Origin of the sequence: Nocardia sp. JCM 34519.1 (assembly GCF_020361265.1) — a bacterium.
Taxonomy (GTDB): domain Bacteria; phylum Actinomycetota; class Actinomycetes; order Mycobacteriales; family Mycobacteriaceae; genus Nocardia; species Nocardia arthritidis_A.
In genome coordinates, this window is the sequence record NZ_JAIRBR010000017.1 from 116,811 (window position 1) to 128,441 (window position 11,631).

Genomic DNA, 11,631 nt, shown 5'->3' on the forward strand with positions numbered 1-11,631 from the left:
TGCACGTCGGATACTCGGCGGAGTTCCCTTCGCTCCTCGCCGATAGTTCATCCTTCCTGTCTTCGACATGACCGGCCTCCTTCCAGCTACGCAGGTCTCGCCTACTCGATTTCGGGCACGGGTTCGCTTGCTTCGATCGCCAGGGTGTGGAGTACCGCAGGTGGTGGAGCATCGGTTCGGTAGTTGCCAGGCACCGCGATTCCGTTGCAGGCCGAGGGTGTTGCCGTGACGATCAGCTCGCGGATCTTCTGCCCCCTTGACTGCCCGGCGTCGCTGGTGTGCGTGTACGCCTGCTGCCCGTCGAGGTTGGACAAGTACGCGTCGTGCTCGCGTTTGCGCATCAGTGCGCGGACTTGGTCAGCGTTGTCGTAGCCGAGTTGTCGGCAAAGCGCGGGAGTGGCGTTGTACAGCAGGGACCAGCCGGAGCGGCGGCTCCTGGCGGCCAATCGCTCATCGAGGGCGCGGCGCCGAGCGACCGCTTCGGGGCTGGTGGCGTCGTTGCGTAGGTCGCGTTCGAGGTTGTCGAGTTCGGTATGGAGTGTCTTCAGTTCGTCCAACCGGGTGAATTCTGGTGCGGGTTCGGTTTGGAGTTGGTGGAGGCGTGCGTGGTCGCGGTCGCGGTCCCAGCGCCGGTTGTCCAGTGCCCTGGGGAGGTCGTTGATGAGGTTTTCGGTGCGGGTCATGATTCCGGCGGCCAGCCGCGTTTGGGCGGCATCATGTTCGGCGGGTGTCATGGCCGCGGCTTTTGTGGCGTCGAGGTAAAGCTCTTCGTGGGCAATGGTTTTCAGGACCGGCAGCCCGACGGGCTTGAGGTAGAGCAATGAGTCGGCGGTGTTGTAGCGCACCTCGATCTCTACGCCGCGTAGCGACCCGATACCCAGGTGCTGGTCGGCAGATCGGTTGCGCAGTCGACCGGCGGCGTCGCGGAGTGCGGCGAGTAGAGCAGTCGAGGCGTCGGGCCGCTTGGTGTAGTGCTCGCCGTCGATGACGACGGGTGGCTTCTGATTGGTGTGGTCTTGGTGTTCGAGTATGCCGACGATGTTTTCGAGTGCGGTGATTGCGGTTTCGTGGGCGGGGATGGCCGCTTGTAGGGCGGTGAGTTCGCGTTCGTGGCTGCGGGTGGTGGCGAAGTAGGCGTCTTGCTCGGTGTGCAGTTCAGCGATGGCTTGTTCGAGTTCGATGCGGTGGACGTGGCGGTGGTCGCCGGTGGCGACGGCTTTGATCATGGCGGCGTTTTCGGCGAGGTCGTCGGTGCCGAGGTCGGCGACGCGGCGGGCGGTGCGGTCGGCGTGCCGGTACTGCTCGATGAAGTGGGCTTTGCGTTCGACGGTTTGCCACATGTAGATGTCGAAGGTCTTCTCCGCGACGTAGCAAAAGATGTCGATCACCTGATTCTGGTTGCCTTGGCGCAGGATTCGGCCTTCGCGCTGTTCGAGATCAGCGGGCCGCCACGGCACGTCTACGTGATGCAAAGCAGCACAGCGGCTTTGGATGTTCGCCCCGGTGCCCATCTTCTCTGTCGAGCCGAGAAGGACCGCGATCTTGCCGTTGCGGCAGTCAGTAAATAGTTGGGTCTTGGCCGCGGGGCTCGGGTAGTCGTGGATGAACGCGATCTGTTCGGCGCGGATGCCACCAGCGATGAGATCGGCTTTGATGGCGTCGTAGATGCTCCAGGTGGCGTGATCGGGTTTGGGGGTGGCGCGGTCGCAGAACACGATCTGGAGTGCGCCCGGTGTTGGTGAGGGTTCGTCGGTGTCGGGGTCGAGGTAGATGGTGTCCTTGGTCGCCGCATGGATGGCGAGAATTCGCTCGGAGACCACTGCCGAACGCAGGCACCCGGGTTCGGTGGGGTTGGGAGCGCGTAGGTGGGCGGCGCGGGGGTCGAGGGTGACGTTGCGGCCGTCGGTGGCGATCTTGAGGCAGTTGTCCAGATCGGGGCGGCGTGGATCGATGGTGTCGGCGCGGTAGCCGAGGTCGGTGATGAAGTCCTGAACCTCTTGGGGTGGTTCGAAAGAGATCACGGTGCGTTGGCCGTCGCGGAGTTCGGGGAGGGTGGCCGGGATTTTGTCGCGGCCGATGGAGTCGGTGAACGCGCTGGTCATGCCGATGAGGTCGCCGACGTTGACGAATTCGGCGACGCGGGTGCGTGGTTGGAAGCGGGAGCCGGAGGAGTTGAGTTCGATGGTTTCGCGGGTGGCGGTGAACGCCGCACCCCAGGAATCGAGGTGTTCGACCCCGGCATCATGAAGGATGTCCGGGCGCAGGTAGCGGTTCATCACCCATAGCTCCGACAGGCTGTTCGAGAGCGGTGTGCCGGTGGAGAAGGTCGCGACGCGTTCGATGTAGGCGTCTTCGGGGATGCCTGCGGCCTTGGCTTCGCGTTGCCGTTTGCCGCGTAGGTATTCCAGCTTCAGCAGCAGGTCTTGGGCTTGCTGACTGCCCGGAGCGCAAGCCAATTCGTCGATGTTGGAGATCCGCAGCAGGTTCTTGGCCCAGTGCGCCTCGTCGACGAACAAATAGTCACAACCCGATGCCTCAAAGCCAATGCCCTTGTCGGACTTGATTTCCGCGAGCAGCCGCTTGAGCTGGTTGGTGGCGGTCTTCAACCGCAGCTCCAGAATCTTGACCGCTTGCTTGCTGGCCAATTCGCCCAGGGCGTCGGTGAGTTCGTCGATCTGGGCCTGGTAGTAGGCGGTGCGGGTTTGCGCGGAGACCGGCATGAGCTTGAACGCCGACATCGGCACGATCACCACGTCGAAGTCCTGGGCGGCGGATTGCGCGATCAACCGTTGCCGCGCCTCGCGATCGGTGCCCGCGGTCCCGGCCAGGATTTTCGCGCCCGGATACCATTGCGCGGCTTCGCGGGTGATCTGGGCGATCAAATGGTTCGGCACCACGATCCAGGGCTGGCGCGCGAGTCCGAGGCGCCGTAGTTCCATCGCGCCCATGATCATGGTGCCGGTTTTGCCTGCACCCACGACGTGGTCGAGCAGGACGGTGGGTTCGGAGATGATGCGCGCCACCGCATTTCGCTGATAGTCGTACGGGGCGTAGTGCACGCCGAGTCCGGGCAGCCGCAGGTGTGAGCCGTCGAATTCGGGGGCGACGATGGTGTTGAACAGCTCGTTGTAGTGGTCGATCAACCGTTCCCGGCGTGCCGGATCGCTTTGCAGCGCCCACATTTCGAACTCGGTCGCCAACCGGCGGGCCTTGGCTTGGGCAGCGCGGGTGGCGCGGGAGTGCAGCCGGTCCCCACCGGCCTTCTCCAGGTACTGCTTGGATTTGTTGATCTGGATCGGTCTGGAGTTACACAACGCGGTCAGCAGCGCGATGTGATCGAAGTCCTTGCCCGCCACGCCGGAATAGGCGACACCGAGTTCATCGGCGTGGGGGTCTTCGAAGTTGAATCCGCCGTCCTGGTTCGGGTAGATCTTCGGCGCCAGCCCCCATTTTTCGATATCGGCGGACCAGTCGTCGTAGTCGCCGACGTCGATGACCCATTCCCCGGCGACCCGTTCGACCAGCACCCGATGCCCGGCCGGGATGGTGAAGGTGTCGCGAATGAACTGGACGTAGTCGGCGGGCGGTACCCATACCGCGCCGAGCCGGATATCGACATCGGTGCGCCGCTCGGGCAGCACCGCGGACAGCGCTTCGACGTTCGCGCGGTAGCGAGCATCGGCTTCCGCCCGTGTGCGGGCGGCGCTCAGCTTCTTGTGGACGTTCCCGGACAGGTACGCGGCGGCGCCAATCCAGGTGTCAGGGTCGCCGATGGACCGGAACGCCAATTTCTCGTCCACCAACAGGTGTTCGGCATCCTCGACACTAGCGGCCAACAGGCGGGCGATCCGCGGCACGTCGATGATGCCGGTCTCGTCCAGGCTGACCGCGACCGCGTCCTGCACGGTGGCGGCGTGGGTGATCGGCGGCGCGGCGGTGGCGATGACGTCGCTGGTGAACAGCGGCCCCTTGGTGGCACGGCCGGTGTCCTCGTCGAAGATCTCCAGCGCGAACACCAACGCGATCGTCGGATCGTTGCGCAGGATCCCCTCGAGATGGGACTGCTTCTTGAACGGTTCCCGCTCCGGCTCCCACGCCTGTTCCGAAAGCTGCTCCAGCACATGGTCAGGAACCGGTCCTTGATACGGCCGGCCAGGCTCACCCAGCTCGACCCGCCAGGCGGTGACGGCGACGTCGAGGCGCTGGCGATGCTGGGGTTCGGTGACTGCGGGTGGGTCGATCCAGGTGAAGCGGTTGATGAACCCATAGCTGGTCAGGTAGCGGTCGTAGCGGCGGTTCAATTCGCCACGCAGCGCCGATCTTTCAGCGTGATCGTGGCCGTGAAGCTGCGCGTCTACGAGCGCTGCGGCCACGTCGCGCAGGCCGAGGAGTTCGCGCCATTCAGCGATCCGGCGCTTGCCGCGCACCGCGGCTTGGGTCCACTCGGTGCCGGTGTAGACCTCGATGCGGCCCAGGCCGGGGTTCCAACGCAGGGTGTGGACCGCGATGTCGGTGGTCTGCTCAACGGGTTTCACCAGGCCGGGACCGTAGGAGTCCGGGTTGGCGATGGCGGTGGACTCCGCGGTCGCGGTCAGCCCGAGCCCGGCATCCAATGCGTTGTCGACGATCCGGGTCAACCGTCCGGCGATCAGGGTGGCCAGCTTCTCACCTGTGCGGCCTTCGACATCGAGCGCATCGCGGTTGTATTGCCGCTTACGCCAGCACAATTCGCCGAGAATGTGGTCTGGGTGGGCGAGGAAGTACTTGTTTAGTTCGACCTCCCGCCGGTACCCCTGCTGATCACGCACCGTAGTCATGCCCGATTGCAGGTACAGGCGGGTGTCGACAGTTGGTTCGTGACCGGGCTCCCGAACTCGCCAGATGACCAGATCTTGAACGACGCCGGTTCCGGCAACTCGTTGAAATGCCTTGGCGGGCAACCGCAATGCGCCGATCAAGTCAGCGCGGGCTGCCATTTGCTCACGTGCCGTCGTGTCGGTGGATTCGCTGGTGAAATGAGATGTCAACAGCGCGACGTAGCCGCCTGCGCCGACCAAGTCGAGGGATTTGATCAGGAAGTGGTTGTGGATGGAATGGTTGGCGGCATTGTGGATCGGGTCATACAGCCGGGTCTTCCCGAACGGCACATTGCCCACCACCGCTGTGAACGCTGCGGCCTCTACGTGGGTGTCTTCGAATCCTTCGCAGCGGATCTGCGCCGAGGGATACAACGCTGCTGCCACCCGCGCGGTGATCGGATCGGACTCGACGCCCACCATCACCGCCGTCTCCGCAGCCTGACCGATGAAAATACCTGCGCCGCAACCTGGTTCGAGTACCCGGCCGCCGGAGAACCCGGCCCTGACCAGGGCATCCCAGATCGCCTGTGAGACAGCCGGATCGGTGTAGTGCGCGTTCAATGTCGTAGCGCGGGCTTGCGCCCACTCCACCGGATCCAGCAGTTGCGACAAGTGGGCGCGTTCGGCGGCCAATTCCGGGTCGTCGGCGAAGATGCCCGGTAGTGTGCCCCACGACGACCATGCCGCGATCGTCTCTTGTTCCTCCGGCGTCGCGTATCGGTCCTGCGAGTCGAGTAGTCGGAGGGTTCCGATGACGCGAATATTGGCTTGCGCCCGCTCTGTTGGGTCCGCGGGCACCCATAACCGGGTTCCTGGCGAGAAGTCGACCGGGTCCGGCAATCCCGCATCATCTGCCTCCGCCGCTACAGCGACCGCAGTACTGGCCGCCTCCGGTGTGGTCTCGCTCCGAGCAGTGTCCGGCACAGTTTCCTCGGTGGAGGGCTTCCGGACGTTTGTGCCGGTCGATGCAGGTTCGACCGCGTCGGTAGAGGCGAGCACTGGAGATATGCCGGGCGTCGCGAGCTCGGCAGGTGGCTGATCAGTCGGTGTTGTGGACGAAGGGCGCGGTCGGGATGTGCGCTCGGCAACCGAATCCGGCCCCGGTCCCATATGAACGGTGCTATCGGCAGGGTGGGCGGTGCTGATGGTCGCCGAGGTTTCACTCGTCGAGGTCGGGCTTACATCGGCAGCGTTGCTCGCGCTGGCGGTGTCGTTGAAAGCCTGCTTCCAGCCGCGGATATAGGCGTCGAGGATCGGCATCGATCGCGGGTCGCCCAACCGGAGCCCGGTGAGCGCGGCGGCAACCTGCGGGGCTGCCTCGGGCGTCGGGTACTTGACTCCAGCCCGGTAGGCCAGACGCCCGATCTCGACGAAATCCGTTTCCTGCCACCACTCTGCGGCCCCGGCTGCGGGGCCGCTGCTGGTTGATGCAGTGGTCTCGGCTGGTGTGGCGGGCAGGGGCGCGCTGCCCGGATTGGCGGTCGCCGGGTCGATCGGGCACGCGCCGGATGCGTCGAACAGCGATAGTTGGTCTGGGTCTACGGCGTGGCGAGTGCGCCGGGGCCGTCGAGTGGTTGGCCGTCCGCCTGCATCCCCTGCTCGAGCCGGTTCGTAAACGGTGCTACTGCCGGGTCGTCGGGCCCGGTCGGCAGCGGTTGCCCGTCCTCCCGCATCACCTGTAGCAGGTGCGCGGCCATCACCCGCACCAGCGTCGACCGGTGCGGAAGAAGCCGATCGGCGAGTTCGTCGAGATCCGGATCCGGATCCGGTGTCCGCGCCATCGGATCCCGCCACCGCTGCGCTGCGTCCACCTGTTCGTCCAGATCCGTTGGCGCGTCGGGAGTTTCGAGTACGTCCTGCGGTTCCGGCGGGATCTTCTCGTAAAGCGCTTCGGTCAGCACTTGCTCGGTGATCGACTGCCGGGTGTTGTTGAGCAGCCCCACCGTCGTCAGGTAGTCCGGTTCCTGTCCGTGCTCGGCCTTCCAGCGCTGTATCGCCTGCGGTTGTGCGCTGGTTGTTCGTCGGTCGATCTCCGAGCAGATCGCTGCCGTCTCCCGAGCCAGGAACTCCTCCGTCTGCGTGGGGGTCCATTCCGGCGGCAGGCCGATGTGGTTGTGCCAGGTCTGTTCGACGATCTCCCGTATCTGCTGCGACATGCGAGTCCTCCTCGATTGCTAGCTGTGATGGTGGCACGGAGTCGAACAGCGTGGGTTGTCCCTCGCCGAAATTATTCTTATTGGTTTTCATTTTCGACTACTCTCTGCTGGGTGGAAGTCAGGTCAACCGGGCTGCCTCTCCTGGCGGACGGGTGCGGGTCTATTGGTCGGGTTCGGTGGTGTCGTCGAACCAGCCGGGTGGGACGGATGTGCAGGGGTAGGGCTCGAGGTCGTGGTGGCGGGTGGCGCACCGGTACATGGGTCCGGTGTCGCCGTCGCAGAGCACGCGCAGGTGGGGGTCGGCGTGGTGGAGCCACCAGGCGCTCATGGCGTCGGCGGCGTTGCTGGCGCGGGCGGCTTCCCACGCGCGCCACAGGGCGGTGAGCCGGACCGCGACCTGGGGGTGCTGCCACCATTCAGCGCACCAGACCCGGCCGCCGCTGCCGCCGGAAGCTGCAAGCTTGCCGGTCTGGGTGGGCAGCAGCCAGCGTTCGACGAATTCACCGACGCCGCGAAAGTACGGTTTCGGTGCCGCATTGCCGCCCGGGGCGGTGCTGGGTTGGCTCATCACGCCGCCTTCGCCGTCGGGTGGTCGTCATCGGGGCCGTAGCGGCGTAACGACTCTCGGATCGCGTCGGCGAATAGGGTTGTGTCCCAGTGGGTTTTACGGACGAGTACGGGCGGATTGCCAGAAGTCCAGATGACGGCGCGGTCCTTGGGTAGCGCGGCCAGCGCCGCGATCGACAGGATCGGCTCACGCGTCCACGATTGCGACACCGACGAACCGCCGCGCCCTCGGGATCGCGACCAGTGGCAGACGTCGTAGTCGTCAGCGAGGGCGGATAAGTCGGCGAGGTAGGCGCGGTCGCGGATGCCGCCGCCGTAGTAGTGGACGTTGGACTGCTCGGACAGTTGCTTGAGCGATTCGGGACTCCACACCTCCGCGCCCTGTGCCGGGGATTGCAGGAACGTCAGTACGACCACGCCTTGAGAACCCAAGTGCGAGTACAGCTTCGGCAGCTCCCGCAATCGGCAGACGTTGGCGGCCTCGTCGAGGATCGCGACCATCGGGGTCGGCAACCGTCCACCCGGCCGGGTGCGTGCCAGCGCCAGCGCTTCGTCGAGGACGCGGCCGACCAGCGCGGTGGTGAGCCCGGTGGCCGAGGCGGGGCCTTCCATCGACAGCGCGAACAGGGTGTCGGTCGAACAAACGAAGGCACGGGGATCGAATTCGGGCAGATGCCGGTTGGCGGGGACGGACCAGTCGGCGAGTTCGGTGGAGTCGCCACTGAAAACCCTGCGCGTTGGTGGGACGACCGTCGCGGCGGCCGTGGGGTCGGTGAAGACGTTGAGGTTACGTCGGGCCATGTCGTAGAGGCCGTCGCGCTGGCGTGGGTTCAGTGCTTGTGCGGTGGCGAGTTTCGTGGCCGCGAAGCTGTCCCTGGCTGTGACGAGTTGCCGGTGGGCGGTGGTGTCGTCGGCGTCGGACAACCATGCCAGGACGTGGATGAGGTCACCGCCGCCGGATGCCGCTGCCCACAGATACAGGGCGAGCAGCTCGGCAGACCCACCGGAGAAGTAGGCGTCGACGCGGGCGTTGTCCTCGGTCGCGGCCGAGACGAAATACCCGGCCAGCGTCCGGGCGTCACCGAGACCACATACCTGGGCGAGGGGATTCCACCACCAATCCTGGTGCGGGACACCGGTGATGCCTTGCAGATCCGATTCCCAGATCCGGCCGACCCGCTCGCGGACACCGCGGCAGTGGTCCCGCAAATCCCGCTTGTTCGACGTGGCGATCGCCGGCCCCGGCGCGGCGCACAGCGCCGGGATCGCCAGGCACGCGGTTTTCCCGGTGCGGGGTCCGGCGAAGCAGACCCCGACGTCCTCCCAACCCATCAACACCCGAACGTCGCCGCGCACGGTGCGGCCCAACTCGATTCCCACATCAGTGCCAGCGGTGATCGTCGTGCCAGGCCGCAGCCGCTGCGCCCGGTCTCGGGCAGCGGCACCGGTGACTTCACCGAGGTACCGCGGCGGTGTCATCAACCGTGCCTGCGCGTCCAATCGAGCACGTGGGGCTCGGGTCCAGCGCCCACGCAGCTTGGCCGCCTCACCGATACCAGCCATGAGCGCTGCCTCGCCGAGCACGGTGAGCACCGAGGCGTGCACCGGCCAGCGCAGCTCGCCGAGCGCCAGCTGACCGGCGGCGGCGATCGGGTTGGGCGGGATCTGCTGGTCGATCCCGGCCAACCGGTCACCCAACAGCCAAGCCCCGTACGCGATTCCGATCGCCGCGGCCACGACTGCTACCGCCAGGGCGACGCGAACGGAATCATCGAGGCCCTCACGCGAATCATGGTCGTTCATCACAGGTTTCGCCTCCCTCCGCTACGCGCCCAGTCCGACATCACCGGTCAGCTCCTGAACCGGATCGCCGCCCATCTCAACCGTCGACGAATCCGATTGCGAGGCAACGGGACTGGCCGAGCGGTTGGGGTGCGCGGCTTGGATGAGGCCCTGGATCAGCGCCTCAACGTCGAGCACCGTCGGCTCGGTGTCATCGAGCTCCGGCCCAACCTCGGTCCGTTCGGCTCGCGGTGTGGTGTCGGCATGGTGTCCTCGCGGGGTAGCGGTTCCGCTCGCGTCGGCGAGATCGACCGGCGTGAACGGCTGGGTACGCTCCGACGCCGGATCGGTGGCGGCGAAGGGGTTACGCAGCGCGGCCGGGTCGATGCCGGTCTCGGCGAGGAGCCGGGCATCGAATCCGCGTGCTGCTTCGGGGTTTTCGTCGGCGTGAGCCTGTGCCCAAGCCCATTGGCCCACGAGCTGTTCCTGCTCGGCGCGCGTCGTGCGGGCGGCTTCCAGCTCGATCGCCAGATCCGCTGTCGCGGCGCGATCTGCGGCGCGCCACTGCGCGTGCAAACGTCGCTGGGCGCGTTCGGCCAGCCGCATCGCGCGCTCGGCGCGCTGCTCGGCCCGGTCCCGCGCACGCTCGGCCTGACCATGGGCTCGTTCTGTCTCACGCGCATGAGCTTCGGCCAGCGCGGCGACCAACATTCCGGCATCGCGCATTCGAGTGCCGAGCTGGCTTACCTCGCGGCGAATCTGGTCGAGTTCATCGTGATCGTTCATCGCCAACCTCCCTTCATGCCTCGCCCGGCTCGATGTCGGGTGCGGTCAGCTCGTGGTTCAGCTGTTCGCCGGGCTCGAACGGTTGCCGAACGGATTGCGGCGTGCCGGAGTGAACGGATTCGGTGGAGGGGTGCGCGGCCCGGATCAGTTCGTCGATCAATGCGTCATCGTCGAGCACCGTGTGCTCGGCGGCGTCGATCGTGGAAGCAAGGGCCCCTTCGGATTCGGCCAATCGAATCTTCAAGGGTTCCGGGTCGATGCCGACCTCGGTCAGCAGAACGATGTCCATATCCCCAGCGAGGGCGGGATTCTGGCCCACGTTGGCCTGCGCCCACGCCCAGGTGGCGACAGCCTCCTCCTGCTCGACCCGAGAGATCTGTTCCGCGTCCCATGCCGCGGCGAGCCCGGATGCTTTGGCCTGGTCGATCACCCGCCACAGGCCATGCAAATGCTGATCAGCGCCCTCGGCCAGCCGGATCGCCCGCTCGGCTCGCCGGTCGATCCGCTCTCGGGCACGCTCGTCCTGAATCCGGAGCCCCCGCACTTCCCGAGCCCAGGTTTCGGTGATTGCGACCGCCGACATCCTCGTTTCCGCAGCTTGACTTTCGGGCTGGTCCATCTCGGAACGACTTCGGTCGAGTTCGTCGTGATCGTTCACCGCGCACCGTCCTTCGCGTCAGCAGCCGACCTCGGGCGGCTCACTCCTGCGGCCGATCGACTCGCATTCTTGGCGGGCTTGGCCGTCTCGCACTGTCGCGTCGATGTCGTTGCGTCGCTGGGTTCTTCGGCTGTGTCGATGAATTCCGGAAGGTCAGTGCACGCCCGCCGCCCCGGCTTACGGCACCATTCGATTGCCGGGTTACTGTCCGCGGCAACGGGTTCCACGACAAGGGCGAGTCGTGCTCGTTCCGTGGTCCCGGCGAGGAGATCGGTGTGAATTCCGGGGGCGGTGAGGTGCAGAGTCAGGCGCGCGGCGCCGACTCGGGCCAGCGTGCGGGCGCGTCCGGCGATCCAGATCGCTCGGTGGGCCGCCGACAACTCGGCGGTGGCTTGGTCGCCCCGGTACCACCAGTCATCGAGGGTCAGGTTGTTGTACCAGAGCACCCCGCGTGGCCCGCATACCGCGAAGCTCTGCCGGGCGTTGTCACCGGCTGCCCACAACCGCAGATGCGGTCCCTTGTCGGCGTGGGCGATGGCGGCGCGACGTGCTGCGTGGGTCGCGGCGCGGAGCTGGTCGAAATCTATGCCGAGTTGTTCGCGCAGTTCGTGTTTGACCCGCGGCCACAGCTCCGGCCCGCCGAGCCCGTTCACCACGGCCCACCCATAGAGGTGACCGTGTTCGGTGAAGCCACGCAATCTCTCGGCGTGCGCGGTAACGGCGGCTTGGGCTTGCTGCCACAACGGATCACGGTCGTCATTGCCGGTATTGGTCATTACGGGGAGACCTCCTTCGAAATCGCTTGGCCGGTAGCCTGTTTCAC

7 protein-coding genes are annotated in these 11,631 nt (G+C 66.0%); all 7 read right to left on the bottom strand.

What is annotated here, in order from left to right:
* Window positions 1–101: 101 nt before the first annotated feature.
* Window positions 102–5,657: a helicase-related protein gene (locus LGY53_RS32185; RefSeq protein ID WP_225730457.1), complete on the bottom strand. Its 5,556-nt coding sequence runs from the start codon at window positions 5,655–5,657 to the stop codon at window positions 102–104.
* A gap of 740 nt (window positions 5,658–6,397) precedes the next feature.
* Window positions 6,398–7,015: a hypothetical protein gene (locus tag LGY53_RS32190; RefSeq protein ID WP_225730458.1), complete on the bottom strand. Its 618-nt coding sequence runs from the start codon at window positions 7,013–7,015 to the stop codon at window positions 6,398–6,400.
* A gap of 160 nt (window positions 7,016–7,175) precedes the next feature.
* Window positions 7,176–7,583 carry a DUF4913 domain-containing protein gene (locus LGY53_RS32195; RefSeq protein ID WP_225730459.1) on the bottom strand — a complete coding sequence of 136 codons (408 nt, stop codon included), beginning with the start codon at window positions 7,581–7,583 and terminating at the stop codon, window positions 7,176–7,178.
* Window positions 7,583–9,385, bottom strand: coding sequence for a type IV secretory system conjugative DNA transfer family protein (locus LGY53_RS32200; RefSeq protein WP_225730460.1), 1,803 nt, complete (start codon window positions 9,383–9,385; stop codon window positions 7,583–7,585). The genes LGY53_RS32195 and LGY53_RS32200 overlap by 1 nt, the downstream gene beginning before the upstream one ends.
* Window positions 9,386–9,406: 21 nt before the next feature.
* Window positions 9,407–10,156: a hypothetical protein gene (locus tag LGY53_RS32205; protein ID WP_225730461.1), complete on the bottom strand. Its 750-nt coding sequence runs from the start codon at window positions 10,154–10,156 to the stop codon at window positions 9,407–9,409.
* A 7-nt stretch (window positions 10,157–10,163) separates the two neighbouring features.
* Complete coding sequence (locus LGY53_RS32210; RefSeq protein WP_225730462.1) at window positions 10,164–10,733, bottom strand: hypothetical protein; 570 nt, start codon at window positions 10,731–10,733, stop codon at window positions 10,164–10,166.
* A 71-nt stretch (window positions 10,734–10,804) separates the two neighbouring features.
* The gene (locus tag LGY53_RS32215) at window positions 10,805–11,584 is read right to left on the bottom strand and encodes a hypothetical protein (protein WP_225730463.1); all 780 of its coding nucleotides are present in this window, start codon (window positions 11,582–11,584) and stop codon (window positions 10,805–10,807) included.
* Window positions 11,585–11,631 lie beyond the last annotated feature (47 nt).

Coding starts and splice junctions, on each gene's coding strand:
- LGY53_RS32190 (WP_225730458.1), bottom strand. CDS start 7,015: ATGTCGCAGCAGATACGGGAGATCGTCGAACAGACCTGGCACAACCAC.
- LGY53_RS32195 (WP_225730459.1), bottom strand. CDS start 7,583: ATGAGCCAACCCAGCACCGCCCCGGGCGGCAATGCGGCACCGAAACCG.
- LGY53_RS32200 (WP_225730460.1), bottom strand. CDS start 9,385: ATGAACGACCATGATTCGCGTGAGGGCCTCGATGATTCCGTTCGCGTC.
- LGY53_RS32210 (WP_225730462.1), bottom strand. CDS start 10,733: ATGTCGGCGGTCGCAATCACCGAAACCTGGGCTCGGGAAGTGCGGGGG.
- LGY53_RS32215 (WP_225730463.1), bottom strand. CDS start 11,584: ATGACCAATACCGGCAATGACGACCGTGATCCGTTGTGGCAGCAAGCC.